Origin of the sequence: Sporosarcina sp. FSL K6-6792, from assembly GCF_038004885.1 — a bacterium.
Lineage (GTDB): Bacteria > Bacillota > Bacilli > Bacillales_A > Planococcaceae > Sporosarcina > Sporosarcina psychrophila.
In genome coordinates this window covers 1,971,333-1,996,807 of record NZ_JBBOSA010000001.1, presented here as the reverse complement: position 1 = coordinate 1,996,807, position 25,475 = coordinate 1,971,333, and the positions used below count along the sequence as shown (strand labels likewise).

General features: G+C 38.7%; 24 protein-coding genes and 1 pseudogene. 17 read left to right on the top strand and 8 right to left on the bottom strand.

Annotated elements, in window-relative coordinates:
• Positions 1-434 precede the first annotated feature (434 nt).
• A complete protein-coding gene (locus MKZ26_RS09620; RefSeq protein WP_340765990.1) occupies positions 435-2,819 on the bottom strand; it encodes a polyprenyl synthetase family protein in 2,385 nt (794 codons plus the stop codon).
• 345 nt (positions 2,820-3,164) lie between these two features.
• Here MKZ26_RS09620 and MKZ26_RS09615 point away from each other — a divergent pair, with 345 nt between their 5' ends.
• The 4 genes from MKZ26_RS09615 (at position 3,165) to MKZ26_RS09600 (ending at position 4,662) form a co-directional block, all read left to right on the top strand.
• Entirely contained in the window at positions 3,165-3,359 is a 195-nt protein-coding gene (locus tag MKZ26_RS09615; RefSeq protein WP_340765988.1) for a general stress protein, read from the top strand.
• Between the two features lie 15 nt (positions 3,360-3,374).
• Positions 3,375-3,596, top strand: coding sequence for a DnaB-like helicase C-terminal domain-containing protein (locus tag MKZ26_RS09610; RefSeq protein ID WP_340765986.1), 222 nt, complete (start codon positions 3,375-3,377; stop codon positions 3,594-3,596).
• A gap of 2 nt (positions 3,597-3,598) precedes the next feature.
• Entirely contained in the window at positions 3,599-4,048 is a 450-nt protein-coding gene (locus tag MKZ26_RS09605) for a hypothetical protein (protein ID WP_340765984.1), read from the top strand.
• A gap of 116 nt (positions 4,049-4,164) precedes the next feature.
• Positions 4,165-4,662 (top strand): LURP-one-related/scramblase family protein, encoded by a 498-nt coding sequence (locus tag MKZ26_RS09600; RefSeq protein ID WP_340765982.1) that lies wholly within the window; start codon positions 4,165-4,167, stop codon positions 4,660-4,662.
• Positions 4,663-4,688: 26 nt separating this feature from the next.
• Here MKZ26_RS09600 and MKZ26_RS09595 read toward each other — a convergent pair whose 3' ends face one another.
• The 3 genes from MKZ26_RS09595 to MKZ26_RS09585 form a co-directional block, all read right to left on the bottom strand.
• Positions 4,689-5,099, bottom strand: a complete 411-nt coding sequence (locus MKZ26_RS09595; RefSeq protein WP_187046761.1) for a hypothetical protein — start codon at positions 5,097-5,099, stop codon at positions 4,689-4,691.
• 224 nt (positions 5,100-5,323) lie between these two features.
• A complete protein-coding gene (locus tag MKZ26_RS09590; protein WP_340765980.1) occupies positions 5,324-6,022 on the bottom strand; it encodes a hypothetical protein in 699 nt (232 codons plus the stop codon).
• Between the two features lie 211 nt (positions 6,023-6,233).
• Entirely contained in the window at positions 6,234-6,668 is a 435-nt protein-coding gene (locus MKZ26_RS09585; protein ID WP_340765979.1) for an SMI1/KNR4 family protein, read from the bottom strand.
• 752 nt (positions 6,669-7,420) lie between these two features.
• Between MKZ26_RS09585 and sstT the strand changes: the two genes are divergently transcribed.
• Together sstT and MKZ26_RS09575 are read left to right on the top strand one after the other, a co-directional pair.
• Complete coding sequence (sstT, locus tag MKZ26_RS09580) at positions 7,421-8,653, top strand: serine/threonine transporter SstT (RefSeq protein WP_340765978.1); 1,233 nt, start codon at positions 7,421-7,423, stop codon at positions 8,651-8,653.
• A 188-nt stretch (positions 8,654-8,841) separates the two neighbouring features.
• Entirely contained in the window at positions 8,842-9,762 is a 921-nt protein-coding gene (locus MKZ26_RS09575; protein ID WP_340765977.1) for an HNH endonuclease, read from the top strand.
• Between the two features lie 966 nt (positions 9,763-10,728).
• Here the strand turns inward: MKZ26_RS09575 and MKZ26_RS09570 are convergent.
• Complete coding sequence (locus tag MKZ26_RS09570; RefSeq protein WP_340765976.1) at positions 10,729-11,118, bottom strand: hypothetical protein; 390 nt, start codon at positions 11,116-11,118, stop codon at positions 10,729-10,731.
• Between the two features lie 311 nt (positions 11,119-11,429).
• Between MKZ26_RS09570 and MKZ26_RS09560 the strand changes: the two genes are divergently transcribed.
• The 11 genes and pseudogenes from MKZ26_RS09560 (at position 11,430) to MKZ26_RS09510 (ending at position 21,480) form a co-directional block, all read left to right on the top strand.
• A complete protein-coding gene (locus MKZ26_RS09560) occupies positions 11,430-11,858 on the top strand; it encodes a hypothetical protein (protein WP_340765975.1) in 429 nt (142 codons plus the stop codon).
• A gap of 575 nt (positions 11,859-12,433) precedes the next feature.
• A pseudogene (locus tag MKZ26_RS09555) lies at positions 12,434-13,165 on the top strand (class I SAM-dependent methyltransferase).
• Positions 13,166-13,341: 176 nt separating this feature from the next.
• Positions 13,342-13,851 (top strand): DUF3916 domain-containing protein, encoded by a 510-nt coding sequence (locus MKZ26_RS09550; RefSeq protein ID WP_340767632.1) that lies wholly within the window; start codon positions 13,342-13,344, stop codon positions 13,849-13,851.
• A 382-nt stretch (positions 13,852-14,233) separates the two neighbouring features.
• Positions 14,234-14,641, top strand: coding sequence for a hypothetical protein (locus MKZ26_RS09545; protein ID WP_340765974.1), 408 nt, complete (start codon positions 14,234-14,236; stop codon positions 14,639-14,641).
• 303 nt (positions 14,642-14,944) lie between these two features.
• Complete coding sequence (locus MKZ26_RS09540) at positions 14,945-15,457, top strand: NUDIX domain-containing protein (RefSeq protein ID WP_340765973.1); 513 nt, start codon at positions 14,945-14,947, stop codon at positions 15,455-15,457.
• Between the two features lie 562 nt (positions 15,458-16,019).
• Positions 16,020-17,702 carry a hypothetical protein gene (locus MKZ26_RS09535; RefSeq protein WP_340765971.1) on the top strand — a complete coding sequence of 561 codons (1,683 nt, stop codon included), beginning with the start codon at positions 16,020-16,022 and terminating at the stop codon, positions 17,700-17,702.
• A 218-nt stretch (positions 17,703-17,920) separates the two neighbouring features.
• A complete protein-coding gene (locus MKZ26_RS09530; protein ID WP_067206265.1) occupies positions 17,921-18,262 on the top strand; it encodes a hypothetical protein in 342 nt (113 codons plus the stop codon).
• Positions 18,263-18,737: 475 nt separating this feature from the next.
• Positions 18,738-19,217: a hypothetical protein gene (locus MKZ26_RS09525; protein ID WP_340765969.1), complete on the top strand. Its 480-nt coding sequence runs from the start codon at positions 18,738-18,740 to the stop codon at positions 19,215-19,217.
• A 75-nt stretch (positions 19,218-19,292) separates the two neighbouring features.
• The gene (locus MKZ26_RS09520) at positions 19,293-19,673 is read left to right on the top strand and encodes a hypothetical protein (protein ID WP_340765967.1); all 381 of its coding nucleotides are present in this window, start codon (positions 19,293-19,295) and stop codon (positions 19,671-19,673) included.
• Positions 19,674-19,934: 261 nt separating this feature from the next.
• Positions 19,935-20,372 (top strand): hypothetical protein, encoded by a 438-nt coding sequence (locus tag MKZ26_RS09515; RefSeq protein ID WP_340765965.1) that lies wholly within the window; start codon positions 19,935-19,937, stop codon positions 20,370-20,372.
• 91 nt (positions 20,373-20,463) lie between these two features.
• On the top strand, positions 20,464-21,480 hold the full coding sequence (locus MKZ26_RS09510) for a serine hydrolase domain-containing protein (RefSeq protein WP_340765963.1): 1,017 nt from the start codon (positions 20,464-20,466) through the stop codon (positions 21,478-21,480).
• 65 nt (positions 21,481-21,545) lie between these two features.
• On the opposite strand, the gene MKZ26_RS09505 is transcribed toward MKZ26_RS09510, so the two are convergent.
• The 3 genes from MKZ26_RS09505 to MKZ26_RS09495 form a co-directional block, all read right to left on the bottom strand.
• Positions 21,546-22,244, bottom strand: a complete 699-nt coding sequence (locus MKZ26_RS09505; RefSeq protein ID WP_340765962.1) for a ZIP family metal transporter — start codon at positions 22,242-22,244, stop codon at positions 21,546-21,548.
• A gap of 171 nt (positions 22,245-22,415) precedes the next feature.
• Entirely contained in the window at positions 22,416-23,930 is a 1,515-nt protein-coding gene (locus MKZ26_RS09500) for a glycine betaine uptake BCCT transporter (protein WP_340765960.1), read from the bottom strand.
• 203 nt (positions 23,931-24,133) lie between these two features.
• Positions 24,134-25,096 (bottom strand): hypothetical protein, encoded by a 963-nt coding sequence (locus MKZ26_RS09495; protein WP_340765957.1) that lies wholly within the window; start codon positions 25,094-25,096, stop codon positions 24,134-24,136.
• Between the last annotated feature and the right edge of the window lie 379 nt (positions 25,097-25,475).

The following is a 25,475-nucleotide window of genomic DNA, read 5'->3' as shown; positions in this document are numbered from 1 at the left end:
AGTTTGTTGGAAACCTCGTTGTTAGTAGGATACTTTGAAGCATTGGTTGGACACTTTGCTGAGTTCGTTGGACAGTTCTGGGCTTTGGTTGTAGGCTTCGAAGAGTTTGTTGGAAACCTCGTTGTTAGTAGGACACTTTGAAGCTTTAGTAGGACACTTAGCCAAGTTCGTTGGACAGCTCTGGGCTTTGGTTGAAGACTTCGAAGAGTTTGTTGGAAACCTCGTTGTTGGTAGGACACTTTGAAGCTTTGGTAGGACACTTTGCCAAGTTCGTTGGACAGTTCTGGGCTTTGGTTGAAGACTTCGAAGAGTTTGTTGGAAACCTCGTTGTTAGTAGGACACTTTGAAGCATTGGTTGGACACTTTGCTGAGTTCGTTGGACAGTTCTGGGCTTTGGTTGAAGACTTCGAAGAGTTTGTTGGAAACCAACAAACTCAATGGTCTCGGTTCACGAGATAATTCAATAAATGCTTCAAAAAAGTCGTATTACGTGGTATTTCTTGTAACGTTTCCATCGCAAAACAATAATGTTCCCACATCGCTTTTCTGGCACCGTTAGCACCTAGGATTGATACAAATGTCGTATTGTTGTTTTCAGCATCTTTTCCAATGGGTTTCCCGAGTACGTTCTGATCTCCTTCCACATCAAGCAGATCATCCTTAATCTGAAATGCAATGCCGGCATGACGGGAGAATCTTTTCAAAGCTTCCATTTCCAACTCCGTTGCATGGGCCAGAATTGCAGGCATTATAAGAGAAGCTTCAAATGCGATTCCGGTCTTATAAAAGCACATCGTATTCAATTGTTCCAGCGTCAATTGTTTCCCTCTGGAATCCAAGTCCATCGCCTGTCCTCTACACATATCCCCTACGATTTGGGACGAATATCGAATCAAGCGTAGCACCGTTTTTGGATCATACTGGTCAAGAGATGTTTGTTCTTCAACCGCTTTTTGGGTCAGGAAAAGTCCAGTTAATTCAGCTGTGGCAACGTCATAGACCTGATGTAAGGTTGGACGCCCTCTACGCTTGGGCGCATTATCTTGGGATGGCATATCATCAAAAATGAGGGATGCCGTATGCATATATTCCAATGATCTCAGAAGCGGGACGATTGATGACTTATCCAATCCATATTCGTTCACACCCATGACCCAAGTCATGATTGGCCTTAGTCGCTTTCCATCACTTTTCAGACTGTAATTTGCCGCATCGATTATCGGTTCACTCATCGAAGAGGTATTTCCTATTTCGGAAATAGATAATACGTCGTTGATCTGGTCACGTACAGTTTCGATTGTAACTAAAAAGGCTTCCTGCTCTTTCCGTTCACTTTTCAGATTCGTAATCATATGATCTCGAAGCAGTTTATCAAAGAAATCAACATCATCCGCTTTTCGAACCATACGTTGAATGACTTTGCTGAATGTAGGATTTCCCGAAGCAAATAACTTCATAACTTCGTTGTATTTATTAGTGCCCATTCGTTTTTTAAATCGTTTCAGCCCGTTTATGGCACGATCGAGTATCACCTCACGCGTCTTGCTATCAGAGCTATAGACATTATGGATCAAATTATAGATGACTGTCCAGTACAATTCAAAGGGATTTACGAGGTCCGAGCGCTTATCGTGATATTTCAAATAATAGGTATAGGGTGTTACTCTTTCTTCATTTAAGTCATCAAACATATCCGCAAAATCATCCGCTAGCTGGTTGTAAATGCCATATAAAAATGTTCGGTTATGGAAGCCCTCATCCTCAGGAGCACTGATGACTGAACGGGTAATCAAACGTGAAGAAGAGGATTTTAAAATGACAGGTATATAAAGTTCTTCATTGGTGTAATTCGCATTGGATAGAACCTTTACACGATCCACTTCCTGGGAATTGAAAAACACATAAGACTGCTCGAAAAAACTTTTTCTTGTCTCTGGTCGTTGAAGGCTCTTAATATACTCAAAGGCATCTCGGAGTTCCGAATGGGCAAATCTGATGAATTCCGCGTTTTTTCCAGTCCACTGATCCAATTCAGGAACAGATCCTGTGATAAGTGTGGACCGTATTAGATCGGAATATCGTTTTTTCTCTTGATTTGATAAAACACCGGCATCCAGAAGGTCGTCAATGAATGGATACGTCAGACCATAGGAATACCCAAGCCTAATCGCTTCTTCGAGCTTCCGGGTACGTTCTTCAGGCGTAATCTCAGCGTCCATCTCTTCAACCACATGTAGGATGACCCCGGCTATGATTTTGATAAGTTTCCGCTTGGCTTCCTCAGCATCCATCCCCTCTGGAATATGGGATGATACAGTCTTTAATTTGTCCATCACCCAGATCATGGTGGATTCAACGCCTTCCTTCTGGGCAAGCCGATACATCCCAGCCATAGTAAACATCTCCAATTTACTTCCAGGGTTTTTCGGATTAGAATCAATTAGGTGATTTTTTAAACTATCAACTGTACGTTGAACCCTGGTCTGTGTGTCAGGTGAGTCCAAAGCTTTGCCCAAATCTCGCATGTAAATATAGGAAATGCTTCGATCTAAATAATTATCTAGTTTACCTGTGTAATCCAGCCATTGGATATAAGTGTGATACCCCTCTGAACCAGTTTTTCCCTTTCTACGCGAAAAAATAGATAATAACCGGAAAGGATGAATATGGTTCTGTTTCCAAGACTGTATATCTTTTATCAAAACAGGGGCAACCATGTTTTGCACGAGCTGTTCAGAAAGTGATTTAAAATAATGAGCAGCCTCCTGCTCAGCCAACCGATAGCATGCATCGGCATTTTTTAGTAACTTCTCATTCATACTAATCAATACCTCTACTTTAAGTTTTCATATATATGTATGCAATATTGATCAAATCAATGTTAATAATCTAAACACTATCCCAAACTTTTCACAAAAACTAAATTTATTTTATTCAAAATAACATTTTCATCATAAGAAAGCTATACACAGCCTCTAATAACCCTATGATTTACCATTGCTCCTTACTCAATTTCTCTATCCAACACTAACACTTTATTAATGAATATTTCAGCTGGGGGCTTTTCATGATAATATTTTGCTGAATTTTTGTTGAACAACTCCCAGATTTTGATGGAACCCTGGTAAGCGTAAAATAATGAAAATCTTAGGAGGGAAATTGATATGGCTTACAAAAAGTTTGTAGGCACATTCCAAAATGAAACTGAGGTTTTGAATAAGATCGACGAGTTAAAAACACAGGGGTATTCTGATAATGATATTTACATTGTGACAAATGATGCGGATACATTATCGATTGTCCGCGGGAAAATAAATCGTTTGTCTAACCCAGCTAAACCGCGGTGTCGAAATCCGTGATACAACCCCCACGTTATGAGCAATTTACGTAACTCAGGCAATATTGAACGAGATGTGGATGTGATCGGTTTTTTATACCGTTACGAATACTACAATAAAGAAACAGATATGCCGGACCTATTAGAAATAAATATCGTAAAACATCGCAACTGCCCAACAGGCACAACAACTGTCCTTTATATGAAAGAAACGGGCATTTTCCACAACATCGATCGCTCAAGAGAAAAGATGGCGTGAACATGGTAACTGTACAAGACATGTTTCGGTTGGCCCATCGGACTTTTTGGGCAATTGCCGAGGGGGAAGTGAAAGTGGAGGAAGATTCCGAATTACTGGATGCCATCGACTATGACGACGAGGCAATTTCGAAAATGGTTGCACGAAATCAGTTAAGTATTGGCAAGATTAAGCTGTACGTCATTGAAACTAGAGAGCCAGAACTATTCGCATTTTATTACAGTGAGAATGTTTTGGAAGCGCACGCACTCCATCAGGACATGTTCCGAGAGACGCCAAAACGAATGACCAATGCCTCCCATTTAATGCCGAAGCTTTTTCATTTCGATGAACTGGATGCTGCGAATATATTATACTTCCACCGTAACAAAGTTGTCGCATATCCGAATTATTTAGGACTTGCCAGGGCGGGGGAGCGGGTGTTGGCACGGATGCGGGCTAGAGTAGAGTAGCAAGACTATATGTTTTCCCCATATATTTATGGAGAAAGTGAAACGTATTGTCATCCGATACGTAGTAGAGAGAACGGGTTTTACTGAAAAGGGGTTTCTAGTACAGGGGGGATTACATGAGACAGTTGTATATTAAGCAAAAGGTATTTAGTTTGAGCGGCAAGTTTTCGGTGAAGGATCAAGAAGAGAATGAAGTGTATTTCGTAGAAGGAAGCTTTATGCAAATACCGAAGACGTTTTCGATTATGGATGTAGCTTGTCAAGAAGTGGCGATGATCACGAAAAAAACGTTTAGTTTTCTACCGACTTTTTTTGTCGAAGTACACGGCCAAGAAATGGTAACGATAAAAAAGGAATTTTCTTTTTTAAAAGCACGGTATTCAATTGACGCGGCAGGGATAGAAGTACAGGGGAATTGGTGGGATATGGATTTCGAAGTATACCGAAATGGGGAACTGATTGGTGCTGTCAGCAAAAAGTGGTTCACATGGGGAGATAGCTACCAGTTGATAATTGTAGAGGATGAGATGGAACCACTTCTCGTGTCGCTTGTTGTGGCGATTGACTGCGCAAAAGCAGCCCAGTCTGCTGCGGCGGCTGGGGGTGGGGCGTGACAAGACCAGTAAAGTGTCAATATCAGCTATTTTTTAATAATTAATAAATCATTCTTTGGTGTCAGCATACCGTTCTTTTCGTAATAATTACCTACTTTTCTTGAAAGTACTACCGTTTTTATAGCATGGTTTCCCTTAGCAAATACGAGTAGAAAAATATCTTCTCTAAAATCAATTCCATTAATACTGCCCTTAAATTCAACATTCAATGATTCTTCTATGACATCTACTGTTGTATATGGTCCATAGACTGATGCCTTCTCCCAGTCAAAATCAGTTAAAGTAGACAGTGAGATTTCTGTTGTACCACTTTCCGCCTGCTCTAAAATCTTTCTAGCGAGCATGGGATCTTCACTAGCCCTATTAACAAAAAACAAACTAAGTATTAAAGAGGTTAATGCAGCTCCACCAATTAATAAAATCCATTTTCTTAACATAAATTACACCCCTATTAAACTGTGACTTTCTTATTTACAAAAACTACGGCAAGGTAAATAAAAAGAAGATATTCAACGAGATAGATTGACCGTAACAGCAGACGACCAGATAAGCTCAATCGCTTCACCTTTGAGCTACTATCGATCCCATTTGCTAATACTGCCTAATAGCAACGAAAAGCCTTTATAAAACGTAACATCCCATAAATATTCAAGTCATATTGTTATTTAAATATAAATTTTCTCTTACCATTGTCATTCTGCAATTCAAATAATGTTGGTTTACTAACGAAGCGCTCTAGAAGCTCATAGGCCCTATAATCCGTTATTTCATCAGGAATAGCAATTCCGCTAAATGACGTAGAAGAAATTAATGCATGAAAATCATATCTGAACTCGTAATCACCTGTATAAGCCAGCGCCAACTTACCTTTCCAATCAATTTGATAAGACTGGCCTTTTTCCTTAGTAAACTTAATAATGTGATAGGCTGTCGCATCGTGACCGAGCAAATAAACATCAAATGCAGTCAAATCTAGATTCAAGTTTTCCTGTTCATCCTTGGATAGAAAGTCAATTTCATATGCCTTCCCATCTAGTGTCTCTAGGTCAAATGGTGCCTCATCACTTCCTACATGAAAACCTTTATAATCCCATTCTTGAGATGACATAGTACAACTATGATAGTTGTTCCATACAATTTTAGCGTGCCAATCGTCTACTTCTTCATCGTCATTCTCATCTAAATCTAAATCTAAATCTTCCTCATAATAATCTGCAGTTTCCAAATGTAAATCGAAATACAATCCTGTTCTTTCTTTCAATACTTCCTCTTCTTCATATTTGAAATGTGCACTCCACTTAAAGTTGATTATTCGATGACCATTAGGCCAAGGATTGTCTACAAAATAAATTCGATCCATAATTATAGTCCTTCCTTTTCATCGTAATTAGTCTATCCTACCTTGTCTCCTTCTTATTAAACTACCTCGACATGTAAGTTGAATAATTAACTTTACCACATAATTCCAATTATCTTATTGAACTATTTTGCTCTTTTAGTTGAATAAGAAAAGGGTGCTTAACCCCTAATTGAAGTAAAACACCCGTTTATTTAAGAACGAAACCTCCTATTTATATAGAAATTTCGGAAGTAATCCAATCTTTTATAAAATCTTCTAACGAAGAAGCAATCCAAGTTCGGCTATCATCCTCATGATTCCATACATATATGTCCTCTTTTTGAATACTCCCATTTAATATAGCAAAACCGAACAAATCCCCATTTCCCCCATCAGAAAAAAACATTAAATTATCAAATGGCATATAAATATCTTTATAATCATCAAAATTTCTAAAAAACAAGTTGTCTTCTACTATTTTTCCAGTTGACCAAATCAAAGGACAATCAAATTTGTCAAATACTCCATTTGTTTCATTTAATAGGTCTAATAATTTTTTTGGTAATTCAATATTTAATTCTTTTTTTATAAAAGTTATTTCAGAATTGGTTGCTGGTGCTTTGAAATAATATTCTTTCGATATTTTCTCAATGTAATTCTTCCACATACATTAATCCCTGCCCCCTTTAAAGTTTTCTATCAATCAATAATTCACCACTGTTCATATGTTATCCTTGTTGAACTATCGTGCCGCGTTAGTTGAACAATGGGCATATCAGTTCATGATACAGTATAACTTATTTACAAATATTGGTGTAGGGAAGTGGGTAAGCCTAGCCAGTTTGTTTACCTGTTATTTCAACGAGACGAGCAGGTTTAAGTGTCTTAGAATCATTTATGATGAACTACACGTAGAACCTGTACAGATTGCTCTTAGCGAATGTGATGTCATAGAGTAGCGTTAAATAGTTTAAGTGGGTGAAACTTCAAAGATTCGATACTCGAAATATTATTTGATCTGGTTATTAATCGTATTTTTGAGAGTTATAATGGCTCTCTTTTTTACTGTCCTAGGCGGGCCCAATTCCCACCATATCCATAAAAACATTCGTGAAATTGAATGTAATTTATGGGATTTAAAGCAATAATTACTGAAGGAAATTCAGTGATTGTTGTTTTTTTGTTTTCATTATGTAGCTACACTGTCCATATGATCCAAAATCTCTGACTAGCGCCCAAACGATTTTAATAGTAAACCACAAAAAGTATTCTAATATAATGCACAATTCTAAAAAGGATGTGTTAAAATAAAGTTTCAGTCTACTTCAAGGTGAAACAAGTACATTTTGCCTCAACGTGGAGAAGTGATTGCGCATTTTTTATAATACGAGTTTAAAGAAAAATTTGGAGGATAGTATAATGAAAAATTTATTTGTTAAATGGAATCAAATAAGTCTAGTAAAAAGGATAGTTATTGGTATTATTGCCGGCCTTATTTTAGCTTTAACCGTTCCTACTGCAGCAAGTTGGGTATCCATTTTCGGTTCTTTATTTGTAGGTGCATTAAAGGCAGTGGCACCAGTCTTAGTATTATTCTTAGTAATGCACGCAATTGCAGCGCATAAAAGCGGTACGAAAACAAATATGAAAACGATTCTTGTTCTTTATGCGATTGGTACATTCCTAGCAGGGGCTGTCGCTGTCGCTGTAAGCTTTATGTTCCCAGTTACACTAACGTTGACAACAGGAGCAGAAAACCTTTCTCCTCCAGAGGGCATTGTTGAGGTTCTTGAAACATTACTCTTTAACGTAGTTGCCAATCCGGTTAATGCGTTACTAAATGCAAACTATTTAGGTATTTTAATGTGGGCAGTTGTTCTTGGACTTGCATTGAAAAATGCCAATCAAAATACGAAGGACGTGTTAGGTAGTTTTTCAGATGCAATTACTAAAGTCGTACAATGGGTGATCAATTTAGCACCGATTGGTATTATGGGTCTTGTTTTTGATGCTATTGTAACAACTGGTCTTTCTGCTTTACTTGTATACGGTAGATTAGTTGTAATTTTAGTTGGATGTATGTTGTTTATCGCACTTGTAGTGAATCCGTTAATCGTATATGTCTATATACGCAGAAATCCATATCCAATTGTTTTCAAGGTTTTAAGAGAAAGTGGTATCACGGCATTCTTTACACGTAGTTCAGCTGCAAATATTCCGGTAAATATGAAATTATGTGAAGAACTTGGCTTAGATGAGGATACTTATGCAGTGTCAATTCCTCTAGGTGCTACGATTAATATGGCTGGTGCAGCAGTTACAATTGCTGTACTAACTCTTGCGACAGTCCAGACGCTTGGGATTGAAGTTGATTTCGTGACTGCACTTCTGCTTTCTGTTGTAGCGGCTATCTCTGCAGCAGGTGCCTCAGGCGTAGCAGGCGGATCACTTTTACTTATCCCGCTAGCATGTAGTTTATTTGGAGTACCAAATGATATTGCCATGCAAGTGGTTGGTGTAGGCTTTATCATCGGTGTTGTTCAAGATTCTTGTGAAACTGCACTGAATTCATCTTCTGACGTACTGTTCACAGCTACAGCTGAATATGCTAAGGAACGTAAAGAGGGTAAAATCGTTACTGTGAAGTCTTAAGTATTACGATGAAAAATTAAAAGCCACGATTACCGAAGATGATTCGGGGATCGTGGCTTTTGGTTGTGCAGAAATCATTTTTTTACTCATTCAGGTCAATTTGAAACTACAATAAGCAGCCTAAAGGAAAAAAACAGCTATAATGAGTATAGAGCTAGTTGAATTGCGATTTAGGGAGTGTTCCATACATGCAAAGTTTCGTTGTGATGCAAGGTCAGACATATCAAGAAGAAAAAGAATTAGGGATCATTTGGTCACTGCAACAAGACAGTAGTGGGAAAGAACGTCATTCACGGCTGCGAATGATAGAGGTAAATGAAGGGGATCGCATATTTCATTATGTAAAAGGAAATATTGTAGCGATTAGTGTTGCTAAAACAGGATGCTTGATAGCGAGTAATCCGTCAACTATGCAAAATCAAGAACGCTTGATTGATGATGGGTATTTAGTGGAATTGGACTATCATGAACTTGAAGTACCTGTGAATGTACTCTCGAAATTTGATGACATTTTGCCACTTCTGCCAATTAAGTATTCACCATTTCAAACAGATGCAAATGGTAATCAAGGGTATTTATATCCTTGCAATGAGGAATTAGCAATAAAGTTAATAGAATTAATTGGCGACCTTAATATTTATCAAGTAGATGAAGAGCAGCTCGAATTAGCAATTGGTACGGTGCTTCAAACAGAGCGTAACACATTCATTCCCATGATTGCTGAAACAGAATCGGAATTGAAAACAAAGATTCGTTTAGGGCAACAAAAGTTTAGGGAAGGTTTACTACCACTGTGGGATCATAAATGTGTTCTTTGTGAGATTGAGTTACCTGCACTGCTTCGCGCAACCTACTCTAAGCCATGGAAAGACGGTACGAGTTTTGAAAGAGTGGATCCTTATAATGGTGTCCTTCTATGTTGTAATCATGATGCGCTCTATGAGAATGGATTTATCGCATTCGATGGACAAGGTAGATTGCATATTTCATCACAGATTTCGGAAGAGGATTATGAAAAGTACAGTATGCATTCAAAAATGAAAATCGCCAGAACTGAGGAGAACAAGCCTTATTTCAAGTGGCACAAAAGAAATCTATTTAAAAACTAGATGATGTAGAAGTTATGGTTGTCACTTTTGGCGTCATTGTGCACAACCAACTTTACAACCCAGCAAGCTTCATATGAGAAGATTGCTGGGTTTTGTATATTTTTACAACCAATTATTAAAGAATGATTCGAATCTGGCTAGTAACAATGCGCCTGCACATTGTTCGACAATCGTGTCCCTTAACGGCAGACTGTTTATTTTACTATATCCGATGAGAACAAAAAAAATTTAACGTTCATTCTTCACACGTGTTGATTAACCAAAAGTAACCAATTAATAACTTAATTGACTACTAGGCGCTCGGTTTACAGTTGCTTCTGGCTCGCTTTGGATTGAACAACTTCTATACATAACTGAGCTATTTTTATGTATAGGAATGCGACTTCGCCGCATTCCTATACATTTTCTTCAGTAATCGTCTAGTGGTCGTTCATCCGTCGCTCTCCAAAGGCAAAGGTACACGAAGTGCTACTGCTTTTGGGAACGAGGGAAGAGAGGGGCTCCTCACTGGATAAAAGCCGCCAAAGATGCAATTTTGGCGGCTGAAGCTTTCTCAATGGTCTTTTCTTATTTTAGGAAGTGTCACTTTCGATAGGGGTTTACATGATGTGAAGTATAAGCCTTACTAAAGAACACCTTGTACAATGTACTAGAGTGCCCGAAATTGCATATTCGGGCACTAATAACTTATGAAAAAGGTAGTTCTTCTTTACTTCTAAAGCAACTGCATTTTCCACTTAAATAGTGTAGGTTTGCGACAGGTACTTATTCACAATAAGATGACCGAAAAGGGTGTGGCAAGGAATGACGTAGTCATTCCTTGCCACACCCGCTCCCCCGTTACTCATATCGTGAATAGTGTGTCGAAAGCGAACCGGAAATGATTCAGTGAAAATGGCGATATTCAAGCCTCTTCTTACTTGTTATTTATGCAAGAAAATGGTTAATCAACAGACGTGTTCATTCTTATTTATTTGCGTTCTTTACGATTTTTAAAGTCCTCAGATATCCGAGAAATAATAAAAGAACAAGTGTATATATAAGTACACCACAAATCGAATAGATAGCTGTTAATTTGGTACTTACTGGAAAATAACCACTGTGAGCATTATAATGCCATTCTACGTTAGCATATCCTGCCCAAATGCTGATTAACATAAATCCTAATAATGCCGCAGCTAAAACAGCCTTTTTATGAATAACCATTTTGACTAAATTATCTTTGAAAACGGATATAAAGGATACTTGACTTTGTTGGTAATATTTTGATTGTACTCGACTTTGTAATGGAACTAAAAAGAAAATCATAAGTCCACTATAAACCAATAATAATACTACAATTTCGGAAACCCCCATATTAACGCCCCCCTTATTTCTAATTGTACTTCCGAATATGATGAGTTTCATCTTTATTAATTTTATTTACTTGATTCCAATAATTAAGCTATCTCGTGTGGCTTCAACAACTTCTGTTGTTATCTTTTCCAGATTATCAGTTTCAAGTATTCTTTCAATCTGGGGAAAAGTCTTTGTATGGGCCTAAAAATTTCTCCAGTAATCGGGAATGGTTTGTTCAATTTGAAACCATTAATTATCAATTCTGTCAAAACTTAAAATTATGTTAGTATGTAAATTAATAACGAGCAAGAAAAAAAGGGGGGATATTAATGAGCCCTACAGTAATTATTGGATTATTTCTAGTTACAAGTTGTGTCGTAGTTGTTAGCTTATTAGCTTTTCTAGTACCTAAAAAAATTAGAAAGAGTGTCTGGATTTTATCGGGTATCGTATTAATAGGCTATTACAGCTATTATGGAGCGATTAGACCTTATATAATAGAGTATCAAACGAATAAAGCTATTGAGGTTTTGGAACAACATTTAGAAGAAAGCTATCCAGAGGATTCATGGAATATTTCTGATACTGATGAAATGGCAATAAAACCTGTCATATATTTTCATGTAATTTTTAAAAGTGAGTCAAGAATAGTTTATGAGTATGCAGTTAAAGACAAAGTAATTTATCAAGAGGATATATGGACCATAGCAGGCAGTCCTATTGAAGAAACTGATATTAAACCCCAACATGCAGAATAGATATAGGACATTTACTTTCTTAAATAGTTGTGAAGTATTGAACTTAAATTAAACGGGTGCTTTAGTGTAACAACAGTAATGCTTTTCTTATTGTGCTAACGGGGCAGTTCAGTGAAGAAGTAACGAGAGCAAAATAATCACGTCTAATTTTATTTTAACATTTTTATTAATGGGGTTATTTGGTTGCCAACAAAATAATGAAAAGAAGGCTAGTAATACACCATCGAATACTGAAAGCATAGAAAAAGTTAATAGTTATTAAATGAGAAGTTTTTCTGGGATTAATGAGGAGTCGTTAATTATAATTAGTGTTTTTTATTTGTGATGAAGATATGTACGATGTGAATGAATTGGAAACTCTTTTTAAGGAGTTTAGCGACTAAATCTTATTAAACTAACGCGGCAGGTGAGTTCAATAAGGAATCGTTTATAGCGATAATTTTTCATTTAATTTTTTACTGAACGTAAATAACTTCCTACTTGTTAATTCTAGAAAACAACTTATAGAATAAATTAATTTGTGTATGTGGCGATGATTCGCCCGACATCTCAAGTATTAAAGGGGAGACGTTTCGATGGAATTTAAAGGACCTAGCGTCTACGACCAAACCGATTTTTTGAAAAATTATATGATTAGAATAAACAGAAACGATAGTCCAAATAATGCAATTGAAGGACCAATTATCTATGAGTTAATTGGGAGTTTTCAAGATAGTAGCGTCTTAGATTTAGGGTGTGGTGATGCATCGTTTGGAAAAGAACTCTTACATTTAGGAGCAAAAAACTACACAGGAGTAGAAGGTTCGAAACAAATGGTGGAAGTAGCACGCTCTAACATACTTCAACAAAACGGGACAATACACTTTGAAACAATGGAATCTTATGATTATCCAAAAGAAGTATTTGATCTTGTGACATCTCGATTTGCAATCCATTATGTTTCAGACATTAATCGCCTGTTTCGAGATGTTCATAAAACACTTAAAGAAAACGGGAGATTTGTTTTTAGTATCCAGCATCCACTTACAACTTCGTCTTTTGCTAGTAAGCAATCTGGAGATAAACGCGGTAATTGGATTGTCGATGACTACTTCCAGGAGGGGGAAAGAAAAGAGCCTTGAATTGACCAAATAGTGGTTAAGTATCATCGAACAATCGAAAATTATTTTATAGCACTTAAACAAGCTGGATTTTCAGTTCTAGATTTACGTGAGGGTACACCAAAGCGTGAACATTTTAGTAGTGAAGATGAATTTGTTAGAAGACAACGGATTCCTATTGTACTGGCTTTTTCTTGTGTGAAGTAAAAAAAATATCCAAATATTGAATGCTGAACGAACAGGTGCTTTACTTCATTAATGAGTAAAGCTTTTTTCTTTTTGAATTAACTGACAGGTTAGTTGGATAAGGAGACGGGGAAAATAAGCAACTATATACTAAACAAAAAAGGTTAAATTGTATGGAAAACAGAAAGGAGATAAAAATGCGTAATAAGAAGTTAAGGGGGTTAAAACGAAAAACAAGAGATATGATAAAACGAATCTGGGAGGAAACTTCTGATTTCCCTTTGGATTTTTATAATGGGTATTGGCATCTTCATTTACCAGTTGCCCAAGGTTTTATTGATTCCGATAGGACTCCTTTTGGAATTAAGAGACTTTGTGTTCAAACTTTATTAGAACAGGCTAAACATTTGATTGAAATCAATCTAAATGCTCCTGATAAGTGTCGAGTGGTTGTTTATATTAGTTTCCAAGCATTGTTTGATTCTCAAATTATAGTGTTTGCTGGTGATTCTCATTTCGAGGGGTTCTTTAATAGAAATGACGAATTTCAAAAATGGATTCCCCTGTCCAAAGAAAGAAGTTTTGAGAGTGATTGGGGAATAAATATCCCCAAGGATATGGAGATTTTAGGATTTAAAGAAGAAATAACCGATGAAGATGGGGAAATTTATAAAAGAGATATTTGGTTTATAGGTGAATTAAAGTAGGCTTAATATTTCATTCTTATTCAACTCCCATGAAAATTAAAAAACGCTGAGCCTACAAAATGATTATATTAAGTTGAAAGTTAATCAAGAACCAACTCCATTCTTCATAGAATAAAGGCAGGCTTGTGCAATAACTAGAGTAGGATTAATCTCCCATAAGTGCTACTCGTATAGAGTGCGACAGTCTGTGATGCACCGTTGTCGTTGGAGTCAGACTAACGGATGGACTCAATGGCACCATAGTTCATCGACCTTCTTCGCCAGCCGTCGTTCTGCACACATTTTCATCCTCTGTGGTGTAGCACTGATTTTGCGTTACATGTATGGCTAACGGGGCAGGTTTGTTTAATAAAAGCTATTGTATAAAAAAGGGGGGGACTCAATGAAAAAATTTTCATTTTATTTCGTTTCTACAATAGTTATTGGATTTATTTTGTATCTAGCAATGGGTTATCAAGAACGATTAAGAAAAGAAGTGGCAGAGACATTTAATTACATGACTTCTATAGCACCCGTAACTATATTTCCAATTTTATTTGGATTGTTGTTACGATTACCTAAATTGATTCTAGAAATTAAAGAAAAAAAACAATGGTCGTTTGACTGGATTAAGTTTGTTGCAATTGGAATCCCGTCTCTTTATATTGCGATGATGCCAATGCTGCAAGTCTTTTTCGGGATGAAACTGTTATTCGGAAGAGAGATTCTACTGCTAGGTGATCCTATTGCATTCACAAAAATAGCTGGGATTGTATTTGGTTATGTTTTGTTAGGTAGCTTAAAAAAGTAACAAATCCTTAACTAATGAGTGCGTTACTTGAAGATCGTTGAGTTGTTTAGACAACTTATTTTCTTGTTTAACTAAAGGGGCGGTTTAGTTGAAGAAGGCTTATTGAAATGATCAAATTTTTTTGTAAAAAAGACGAACCGGAATTTCCTATCTCTATAACAGAAGGGATTTCGGTTTTACCTGTAGATCAGGTACCTGTTAAGTAATAATAATGTTATTCCATTGAAGGGCCATTATATGTAGTAGGATTTTTGATCGTATAATGCACTTTTAGTTTAAAAAATAATTGTAGAATTAGAGAGGATGGTATTATTGGAAGTCCGACAAATGGCTACTGCATTCTTAATTCATCAAGGAAGTGTACTAATGATGAAAAAGAAAAAAAGTAAAATCTTTAATTTTGAATTTTGGGGTGGAATTGGAGGTCATATGGAATCCGATGAACTTAATTCTCCAATGACGGCAAGTTACAGGGAAATTGAAGAAGAGACAGGATTTAAAAAGGATGACATCAAAAATTTCAGACTTGAATACATACTGCTTGAGAAAAATAGCGGGGAAATACGTCAGCAATATGTCTACTTTGGAGAAACAAAGTATATGAACTTTATTCCTTCAGACGAAGGGGAATTATTTTGGGTTCCTAAGAATGAATTATCAGGTTTATACACCTCAAAAGTTATCAGTTCAACTATTGAACACTATTTGAATAACATAACTAATACCGATGATATATTTGTTGGAACGATGATGACTAGCAATGAATTTAATCCCGAAATTCAATGGTCAACTATCAAAGAGACCGTTAATTTTTAATTTTTTTTATCCTAACTAGTTATACAGAAACTTGTTTTTTTACAACTACTTAAGTCTTATTTTCAATAGTTCAACATAAAGGATCTCCCGTAAAAGGGAGTTTTTTTAATGGAAGAAAGAATGGCCTGGATTTTCATTATCAGGCCATTTTATTGAAAATCAAAAGAAATTAAAAGGATGGTAATTATGAAAGAGGTTCATTCGGAAAGCATTCACTTACAAGAGAGCTGTCATCTTATTAAGCAAACGGGTGCGTTAGCGGAGCGAGTCTATAACTGCTCATGCGGTTCTGTGCTTAATAGAGACTATAACTCTACCTAATAAATTTTTGATGTAGTTAGTTAGTCAGATTAACTAGTTCAATAATTTTTAAAGTCATATGCTATCCAGACAGGTTGATTATTATTTTTCAACTTGATCATTATTTAGAAAGGAGGTACAAAAATGAGTAATTGGAAATGTGAATATTGTCATTACAAAAGTGAAAATCTTGAAAAATTTTGCAGACGATGCGATGCTCGGTATCCATGGATAGTTAACACTGACGCTGACGCAACTGCTGATGCTGACGCAACTGCTGATGCCGACGCAACTGGTGACTCCGACGCAACTGCTGATGCCGATGCAACTGGTGACGCCGATGCAACTGGTGACGCCGATGCAACTGGTGACGCCGATGCAACTGGTGACGCCGATGCAACTGGTGACGCCGATGCAACTGGTGACGCCGATGCAACTGGTGACGCCGATGCAACTGCTGATGCCGATGCAACTGGTGACGCCGATGCAACTGCTGATGCCGATGCAACTGGTGATGCCGACGCAACTGCTGATGCCGACGCAACTGCTGATGCCGACGCAACTGCTGATGCCGACGCAACTGCTGATGCCGACGCAACCGCCGACGCCGACGCAACTGCCGACGCTGACGCAACTGCCGACGCCGATGCAACTGGAGATGCCGATGCAACTGGTGACGCCGATGCAACTGGTGACGCCGACGCAACTGGTGACGCCGACGCAACTGGTGACGCCGACGCAACTGCCGACGCCGATGCAACTGGAGATGCTGATGCAACTGGAGACGCCGATGCAACCGCCGATGCCGATGCAACCGCTGATGCCGATGCAACTGGAGACGCCGATGCAACTGGAGATGCTGATGCAACTGGAGACGCTGATGCAACTGGAGATGCCGATGCAACCGCCGATGCCGATGCAACCGCTGATGCCGATGCAACTGGAGACGCCGACGCAACTGGAGACGCCGATGCAACTGGAGACGCCGATGCAACTGGAGACGCCGATGCAACTGGAGACGCCGATGCAACTGGAGATGCTGATGCAACTGGAGATGCCGATGCAACCGCCGATGCCGATGCAACCGCTGATGCCGATGCAACTGGAGACGCCGACGCAACTGGAGATGCCGATGCAACTGGAGATGCCGATGCAACTGGAGACGCCGATGCAACTGGAGACGCCGATGCAACTGGAGACGCCGATGCAACTGGAGACGCCGATGCAACTGGAGACGCCGATGCAACTGGAGACGCTGATGCAACTGGAGATGCCGACGCAACCGCCGATTCCGATGCAACTGGAGATGCCGATGCAACTGGAGATGCTGATGCAACTGGAGACGCCGATGCAACTGGAGATGCTGATGCAACTGGTGATGCCGACGCAACCGCCGATGCCGATGCAACTGGTGATGCCGACGCAACCGCCGATGCCGATGCAACTGGAGATGCTGATGCAACTGGAGATGCCGATGCAACTGGAGATGCCGATGCAACTGGAGATGCCGATGCAACTGGAGATGCCGATGCAACCGCCGATGCCGATGCAACTGGTGACGCCGACGCAACTGGAGACGCCGATGCAACTGGAGACGCCGATGCCACTGGAGACGCTGATGCAACTGGAGATGCCGATGCAACCGCATCTGGTGATGCAACTGCGACTGGAGACGCTGATGCAACTGGAGATGCCGACGCAACCGCCGATTCCGATGCAACTGGAGATGCCGACGCAACCGCCGATTCCGATGCAACTGGAGATGCCGACGCAACCGCCGATTCCGATGCAACTGGAGATGCCGATGCAACTGCCGATTCCGATGCAACTGGTGATGCCGATGCAACTGCCGATTCCGATGCAACTGGAGATGCTGACTCAACTGCTACCGCAAACGCTGGAAACAATACCTTTACAAATGGAAACAATACCGTTATCAACGTAACCGATAATAGTGCTGGATTTATGGCTATGACTCTATCTAATCTTATTATGATGGAAAGCTTAATGGGTAACCAGAATTCAGACAATATAGAACCTCTAGTTTCTAAATTCACTAATATAATGAATGAGTTATTACAAAGTGAATATAGTAATCGCAAAGCTATCCTTGACGCTATTAATTCTCTCAAAAAAGAATAGAAAAGAATCGGAGGAGGCTACATGACAAAAACAAATGTCTCACGCTGTATGATTTCTACGGAGGAAGATAGCGATAACCTATATGTAAAAGTTAAAAATAAGAACCAAGAACTTAGTCGTCAATTCACCATAAATGCATACAGTAAAAATTCACCGACAAAGGAATTATTACCTGTTTATGTCGATAATCAACCTGCACATATAGATACCCTAGATCCTGATGCAGAAAAAGTCTATAGAATAGACGTGTCAAATGTAAAGGGGCAGGTTATTTTCGAGATTATCCAAAAAATGGGCAGCTCAAGTATTAAGGTTTCCAAAAACAGCAAAAACCCCTTTTCGGTAGAATTACACATTAAATAAAAATAGCTTGGATTTTCGTAGCAACTAAATCCACCTAAATAAAATGATAGACATAATTTTGATCTGAGAATATTTTTCTTGAAATATAATTTCTTCAACTAACAAGTTACTTTAGTTAAACAATCGGCTGCCTTTACAGGGCAGCTTTTTCTTAATGAGATTAAATATTTCCTAAAACGGGCATTGTGTCTACTAGATCTGCTTGAAAAAGTTATGAATCAAATACAATATAAATATGTTAGATTTGCGAAAAGTCCCTCTTTCATTTATATAGGAAGACTTTTATCTATTGCATGTGTCATAACTTATTGAGTAATGAAGTTAAATATTTCCATGAACGAATTTTAAGTTGATCTGGATTGGAGATATATAAGGTTTGATCTCATGGAGACAATCCTTTACCTTCTACTTCAACTAACGCAGCAAGTTAATTGAAAGGGTTAACCATATTAAGATAATTAAGGGTGTGAAGGAAATGACAAAAGAAAATATTAATGTTGATTTCACTATGAACACATTTGATACAAGTAAAATGGACATGTGGACTAAAGAACAGTGGAAGGAATGGGTTGGGGATCCAGAGGATAATATAGGAATTCAACTATTGTTGATTAATGATACTAAGTTTTATTTGAAAGTAATGGGGATTTATTATAACGAAGAAACAGGAGACATGTTTTTTGGTTTTGATACACAAAATAAACTTGATCGAGACATAAATATTCAATTCGGCAAATGGGAAATAGATGAAAGTATTAATGATTTATCCCATGAAAAGCCCCAGTATATGGAGAAATACTCTGAAATAAGAGGTTTTCAAAGGTTTGTGAAGCGTACATATTTGGAAAGTTGGGATACGATAACAATAGAAATAAGTATTCTCGACGCAGAAACAAACTTAAGTATTAGAGAATTTAAATTTAAAATAGAAAAGCATTTAATCCAGGTTTTTTAGTAAAGTATCGTAGGATTGCCATGGGTAATTCTAATTGATTTTTCATACAACGCGGCAGTATATAGGAGGAAGTGAATGACAATATCTATTCACGATGGTGTGTTAATTGGGTACTCAGTAAATTTTCTTGAAAATGAATTGCTATTAGATATCGAAACGGTGGCAGATGAAATTGTAACAGTTACATTCGAGGATTACTTAGCACATTATTTCGAACATGTAATGGCGGGAAGTATTTTATTTGATATTGAAGAAGTAGATTTGAATACATTTTTTGTAGGGAACAGAGAACAGTTTGAGTCCCATAAATTATATGCTTGGCCGATTTGCTACGATGATACGAATGAACTCGAAAAATACTTACAAAAGAATAATTATAAATGCTATGTGATTAGTGCGTCACTAGGATTAAGTGGTTATGTATTTGCAAAAACGCTTAAAAATATAAGGAAATGATAAAGTTGGAGGAGAAAAAAGTTTGTGAAGTATTCTACTAAACTCCCATGAAAATAAAAAAACAGCCCCATTCTTCAGAGAATATAGGCAAGGCTGGTGCAATAAGCAAGGGAGGATTAATCGCCCGTAAGCGCTACTCGTATTGGGTGCGACAGTCTGTGATGCATCATGGTCGTTGGAGTTAGCCTAACAGGTAGGGTTGTTTAATAAGAATGAAAAGTTAAGGTGCATTGTAAAGTGAAGTGAGGCTGATGAATAAAAATGAAAGAATGTTGTTTTAAAATTAATTTATCTTTAGAAGAAGCTAAAAAAAAATATTGTAGTTGGATGAATGAAGAGATTGAATTTGAGTTGGATGAGTACGGGGATTGTGTTGATAAATCAGTACACATTTCTGAAACTGAAGATGGATGGACATATTTTGTGGACTTTGAAGGAGGAGCATTCTTTGGTTTATCGAATCAGGCATGGACGAAGCTGGCAAATGGTAGATCTGTTATCTATGCTTACTATGATGAAGATTTAAATGCAGAGCTTATAGTAATAAAAAATGGTGCGTTAATAAGAGAGTTTTCACTTTATGAAGATGAACCAGATGCTAATGTGAATTTTGGAGCAGTTGAATATGAAGAACATTCACCAATAGAAGATTGGAATGATGTAGTTACTTTTCTTGAAAAAGAATTCACACTTAAATAATAGGTGCTTATTGTAACTAACGGGATAGGTTAGTTCAACATGGTTTAATCTACTTTTTGTTGAATTTGACAAAAGAAAGGAGAACACAAAGTTGGATAATAGATATCAAAAGTTAATTTCATGGGTTGAAGATATAAAGGAGCGAAATTACTGCTCCGCATCGGCATTGCTTATACTTAAGGATGATGAAATGGTACTAGAGCATTACAGTGGAAGCCACTCTAATAGAGAAGGTTCATTGCCTATAACGCAATTTTCACAGTTTAATGTTGCATCAGCGAGAAAAAGTTATTTAGGGCTAGCTGTTGCATATGCAATCCATGAAGGTAAAATTAAAAGTCTTGATGATTATGCAGTAAATTACTTTGAAGAATTTGATAAAGAATTACTTGGTAGAACAACCATTAGAAATTTAATTACGCATTCTCATGGTTTAAATGAGGACGAGTATGGAACGGTTTATAGAGAGTTCGACCCAGGCCAAGGGTGGGCGTATAGAGGGGTTAATGTGTTAATGATGACACAATTAATTAAACAACTATACAACCAAAGTATTCCTGAATTGCTACACGAAAGAATCTTTTTACCTTTAGGTTATAAGGAAACGGTTTGGCAAACAAAGGAGAACGAAAATTTAGTTAAAGTTATTGTTAATCCTAACGAAGAGGCAACATCTAAACTGGGCAATTCAAATGATGGCACTGAGTCTAACCTGTATGTCTCTGCTCGAGAATTTGCACATTGGGGCAATCTTCATTTAAGAAAAGGAAATATAAATGGAGAACAAATTGTTCCAAAAGAAGTAATTGAAATTGCAACACAAGTTCAAAGCCCTACATATAAAAATGAAGAAACTCCATTGAATGGTGCGTTTTGGTTTGTTCAAGGAACTCCATCATTAAAAAGCGAGATTGGAGACCGAGTGCCTAAAGGTGCTTTTCAAATAATAGGGGTAACAGGACCAACTTTATTAGTAATACCTGAATATAATGTTGTTGTTGCAAAGATGTATAACAAAAGATATAACTATGAAGGAATTGACGGAAAAAATTATCTCTATTATTTAAGAGAATTTAGTAATTTAGTAGCTGATATATTTTCTGAATAATTTCTCATTTGACTAACAGGTGCTTAAGTGAAGGGTCGGCTATCTTTCATCCATATTGCCTAAAGTTATAACAACAGATGAAATAGAGTACTTAGTAAATAACCCGTAACAATATAGGTGATAAAAGATCTTGGAGGTACCATCTTTAGATTATGCAGGATGAATTCACTAATGCTTGTAGCTGCAATGAGGCCAATGGAGATCCCCATTAGAACACCTTGCTCTTTGGTAGACAGATTTACGTAATGTCCGATCCAGATGAATAGGCTAAAGCACAGCGATAAGCTGAGGAAACCTAAAAATAACTTCCATGGCTTTTTCCTTTGCGAAAGAAAAGCAGTTGTAAGTGCAAAACCTTCCGGAAGATGATGCAGAATGACAGAAGCCGTAATTGTGATGCCGACTATCGAACTCTCCATTAAGCTGCCAATGGTCATACTTAGCGGGATTGTATGGATGAGTATGGCAAGCAAGAGCAAGTAAACGGAAGGACTTTGACTATCAGATGGGTGGAATAAATTGCGAAGCACTAGAAAAAATAGGTATCCAATGAATACCCCCAGTATGATACCGAAAGACTTATACATCTTCAATGCGCTTGGAATGATATCAAGTGCTAGTAATCCTACTAAAAATCCACCGCATAGGAGTGATAATCCTGCGGTTGAATTGTGGAATAGTTTAGATACTAGCCAAGCAATTCCGCCTCCGAAGCTTACACTTAAAAAAAGAAAACTGCCAAGTAATATTGCACTCACTTCCATCACCTACCCATTATAATTCGTAAAACCTCTCTACGAAATATATGCAGATTGCTCGCATCTATGAAGTACAACTTTCAAAGCAATAATGTGGAGAGGCGTTTAAATAAGTTGGAGAACATAAAAAGAAAAGCCAAGGTTGAGCACACGGCTCAGTCTTGGCTTTTCAAATTACTATTTCCTCTTCTTCGAATAAGGTCTCACCATCAGCCCCATCTCCGTTCGTTCTTTATCAAGAGCCTTATAAAACGAAATCATCATTAAAATGATGACGAAGGAGAAGGGGAATGCAGCAATAACCAATGCATTCTGCAGTGCGGTTAGCCCGTTGGCAGAGAGCAGAATGATGGAAACTGCTGCTTGTGCAACACCCCATGTCAGTTTCACAATATTTGGCGGATTAAGTGATCCGTAAGTTGACTGCATTCCGAGCACGAATGTGGCAGAATCCGCGGATGTAATGAAAAAGATGGCAATGAGGATAATTGCTAAAATCGATAGAAACATTGACATTGGCATCCCATTGAAAATGGCGAAAAGTGTCTCTTCCGTTTTCAATCCAGATAAGTCAGTCCCTTTCATTTGTAGATCCATTGCCGTGGCACCGAAAACGGAAAACCAGAAAAAGCTAAGCAATGTGGGGAGCATCAAGACACCAACCAAAAATTCCCGAATGGTTCTTCCACGTGATACGCGGGCAATGAAGATACCAACAAATGGGGACCATGAAATCCACCATGCCCAATAAAAAATAGTCCAACCATTAATCCACGTACGATTGGCATCATCAAGCGGTGCTGCCCGGAAACTCATACGGGGTAAGTTTTGCAAGTAAAGACCGATTGTATCGGTAAATGTATTGAAGATTAACAAAGTAGGTCCAAGTATGATAACAAGAATTAGTAAGATGACCGCAAGTACCATATTGATATTAGATAAATATTTAATTCCTTTACCTATACCTGACCAAGCAGAAGCAACAAATAAAATCGTTACTATAATGATGATGATAATTTGAACGGTAAAATTGATGGGGATATCGAATACATAAGATAATCCGCCGTTGATTTGAATAGCTCCAAACCCTAGAGTCGTTGCAACCCCTACTACCGTCGCGAAGATAGCGAGTAGATTGACCAATGTGCCTAAAGGACCGTTCATCCGATCTCCAAAAAGCGGCTTCAAAGTTGAGGAAATCAATCCAGGTTCCCCTTTACGGAATTGGAAATACGCAAGTGACATGGCAACTACAGCGTAAATCGCCCATGCATGAATACCCCAATGGAAAAATGTGAAGCGCATCGATTCACGAAAAGCAGCGTCGGTTCCTGGCAGTTCAGTTGCGGGGTCTATAGCAAAATGGGATAAAGGTTCGGCTGCTCCCCAAAAGACAAGTCCAATCCCCATTCCTGCTGAAAACAGCATTGCGAACCAGCTCATTCGAGAATACTCAGGCTTCTCATCAGGCTTTCCGAGCGTAATCTGACCAATTGGACTGACGATAAAGAACAGACAGAACAGTACAATTCCAGTGACAACGAGTAAATAATACCAGCCGAATGATGAAGTTATGAAGTTTTTCATATTCTCTGTTACGTTTTCGAAGCTTTCAGGTGCAAATGCCCCGAATAAAACTATCAATCCTACAAGACCGACCGAAATCCAAAAAACACCTGATACCTTTTTCATCAAATCACCTTTTTTTCTTATAAGATAATGGTACACATCATTTAGACTAATCTTGTCCATTATTCTTCATTACCATGCACGCACCTCTAATTACATTCCCTCTCTCTGTCATTGTTAAACAGATAAGCTCAATAAAAAACGATTCCATTGGTGATGGAATCGTTTTTTTCATTGAGTGAGCATAGGTAGTAGAAAGTAGCTAATTAAAAACAGGAGAACTTGTCGATTCGATTAAGGTCAATTCCCATGTACTCCCATCTTCTTTGCCTATTACGCCATCTGTAACCGGCGACAGAAGTACGTCCGACAAAGACTGGGAAAAACCAAAAACCTTGTCTTCTGGATAGCCAGACATAGGTATAGCGGTAGAGACAACCACGGATTGCGCCTGGATCTACTGCAAACAACTGGGTACTTGGATAAGTTGGTATGGTATTTGGTGGCGGAGATGATGGGGCTTGTTGTCCGCCCGGTTGTCCTTGGCCCGGTGGTCGTCCTGGAGGACCAAATCCAGGCGTCCCTGGTCCCGGTGGTCGTCCTGGAGGACCAAATCCAGGCATTCCTGGTCCCGGTGGCCATCCTGGAGGACCAAATCCAGGACTACCTTGGCCTGGCGGTCGTCCTGGAGGACCAAATCCAGGCATTCCTTGGCCCGGCGGCCGTCCTGGCGGAGCGAACCCCTGCATGTCGTGTCCTGAGTGGAAAGCAACCATTTCCTGTTCAGGCATCCCGTAACCTGAAATCTCTTGCCCTGGAGAAAAAGCTTGCATGTCGTAGCCCTGTGCCTCTTGCCCTGGAGAAAAAGCTTGCATGTCATAGCCTTGCATCTCTTGCTCAGGAGAGAAAGCTTGCATGTCGTAGCCCTGTACCTCTTGCCCTGGAGAGAAAGCTTGCATGTCGTAGCCCTGTACCTCTTGCCCTGGAGAAAAAGCTTGCATGTCGTAACCTTGCATCTCTTGCCCTGGAGAGAAAGCTTGCATATCGTGTCCAGACATCCCTTGCCCAGATGAAAAACCTTGCATCCCCTGTCCGGACATTCCCATACCTGGTGACCAGCTATCATTCGCATACCCAGACGTATCTTGCGCCCGGTTTGCTTCATATCCTTCAGGTAATTTTGGGTACCATTGCTGTTCCCCTTGACCACCTGGTTGCATGTTGACCATTCGTTCACTCCTTCCAAGCGATTCTCTTTATCCTATGCGACGATGGGTGAAAGGGAATGGACTTTTTTTTTCGGAAGGTTTTTTAGTTTCGCTGGTCTAATCTGACAAAGGGAATGGGGGGAACTGACTTGGAATTGGTGGAAAAGCAATTGCGGGAAATGACAATGCTTACTATATATGTTGACCAAACGAATACGTCGTTTGGGCTTTACAATGGCTTTCGAGAGGCGGCTGAAAAGTTCTGATACTTGGAATGAAATAGAAATCCTACGAATACCGCTTCGCCGCTTTGTGGATGCCTCCCGCGATAAGCCAGAAAGAAGACCCCTTGGAAGGGATTGAACTGCACCCTTCCTTAGTCTTATCGCTCCGGCTACCA

What these genes read in the sequence shown, in the direction of transcription:
- MKZ26_RS09620 (WP_340765990.1), bottom strand. Translation starts at nt 2,819, where the DNA reads ATGAATGAGAAGTTACTAAAAAATGCCGATGCATGCTATCGGTTGGCT.
- MKZ26_RS09615 (WP_340765988.1), top strand. Translation starts at nt 3,165, where the DNA reads ATGGCTTACAAAAAGTTTGTAGGCACATTCCAAAATGAAACTGAGGTT.
- MKZ26_RS09610 (WP_340765986.1), top strand. Translation starts at nt 3,375, where the DNA reads ATGAGCAATTTACGTAACTCAGGCAATATTGAACGAGATGTGGATGTG.
- MKZ26_RS09605 (WP_340765984.1), top strand. Translation starts at nt 3,599, where the DNA reads ATGGTAACTGTACAAGACATGTTTCGGTTGGCCCATCGGACTTTTTGG.
- MKZ26_RS09600 (WP_340765982.1), top strand. Translation starts at nt 4,165, where the DNA reads ATGAGACAGTTGTATATTAAGCAAAAGGTATTTAGTTTGAGCGGCAAG.
- MKZ26_RS09595 (WP_187046761.1), bottom strand. Translation starts at nt 5,099, where the DNA reads ATGTTAAGAAAATGGATTTTATTAATTGGTGGAGCTGCATTAACCTCT.
- MKZ26_RS09590 (WP_340765980.1), bottom strand. Translation starts at nt 6,022, where the DNA reads ATGGATCGAATTTATTTTGTAGACAATCCTTGGCCTAATGGTCATCGA.
- MKZ26_RS09585 (WP_340765979.1), bottom strand. Translation starts at nt 6,668, where the DNA reads ATGTGGAAGAATTACATTGAGAAAATATCGAAAGAATATTATTTCAAA.
- sstT (WP_340765978.1), top strand. Translation starts at nt 7,421, where the DNA reads ATGAAAAATTTATTTGTTAAATGGAATCAAATAAGTCTAGTAAAAAGG.
- MKZ26_RS09575 (WP_340765977.1), top strand. Translation starts at nt 8,842, where the DNA reads ATGCAAAGTTTCGTTGTGATGCAAGGTCAGACATATCAAGAAGAAAAA.
- MKZ26_RS09570 (WP_340765976.1), bottom strand. Translation starts at nt 11,118, where the DNA reads ATGGGGGTTTCCGAAATTGTAGTATTATTATTGGTTTATAGTGGACTT.
- MKZ26_RS09560 (WP_340765975.1), top strand. Translation starts at nt 11,430, where the DNA reads ATGAGCCCTACAGTAATTATTGGATTATTTCTAGTTACAAGTTGTGTC.
- MKZ26_RS09550 (WP_340767632.1), top strand. Translation starts at nt 13,342, where the DNA reads ATGCGTAATAAGAAGTTAAGGGGGTTAAAACGAAAAACAAGAGATATG.
- MKZ26_RS09545 (WP_340765974.1), top strand. Translation starts at nt 14,234, where the DNA reads ATGAAAAAATTTTCATTTTATTTCGTTTCTACAATAGTTATTGGATTT.
- MKZ26_RS09540 (WP_340765973.1), top strand. Translation starts at nt 14,945, where the DNA reads ATGGTATTATTGGAAGTCCGACAAATGGCTACTGCATTCTTAATTCAT.
- MKZ26_RS09535 (WP_340765971.1), top strand. Translation starts at nt 16,020, where the DNA reads ATGCTGACGCAACTGCTGATGCCGACGCAACTGGTGACTCCGACGCAA.
- MKZ26_RS09530 (WP_067206265.1), top strand. Translation starts at nt 17,921, where the DNA reads ATGACAAAAACAAATGTCTCACGCTGTATGATTTCTACGGAGGAAGAT.
- MKZ26_RS09525 (WP_340765969.1), top strand. Translation starts at nt 18,738, where the DNA reads ATGACAAAAGAAAATATTAATGTTGATTTCACTATGAACACATTTGAT.
- MKZ26_RS09520 (WP_340765967.1), top strand. Translation starts at nt 19,293, where the DNA reads ATGACAATATCTATTCACGATGGTGTGTTAATTGGGTACTCAGTAAAT.
- MKZ26_RS09515 (WP_340765965.1), top strand. Translation starts at nt 19,935, where the DNA reads ATGAAAGAATGTTGTTTTAAAATTAATTTATCTTTAGAAGAAGCTAAA.
- MKZ26_RS09505 (WP_340765962.1), bottom strand. Translation starts at nt 22,244, where the DNA reads ATGGAAGTGAGTGCAATATTACTTGGCAGTTTTCTTTTTTTAAGTGTA.
- MKZ26_RS09500 (WP_340765960.1), bottom strand. Translation starts at nt 23,930, where the DNA reads ATGAAAAAGGTATCAGGTGTTTTTTGGATTTCGGTCGGTCTTGTAGGA.
- MKZ26_RS09495 (WP_340765957.1), bottom strand. Translation starts at nt 25,096, where the DNA reads ATGGTCAACATGCAACCAGGTGGTCAAGGGGAACAGCAATGGTACCCA.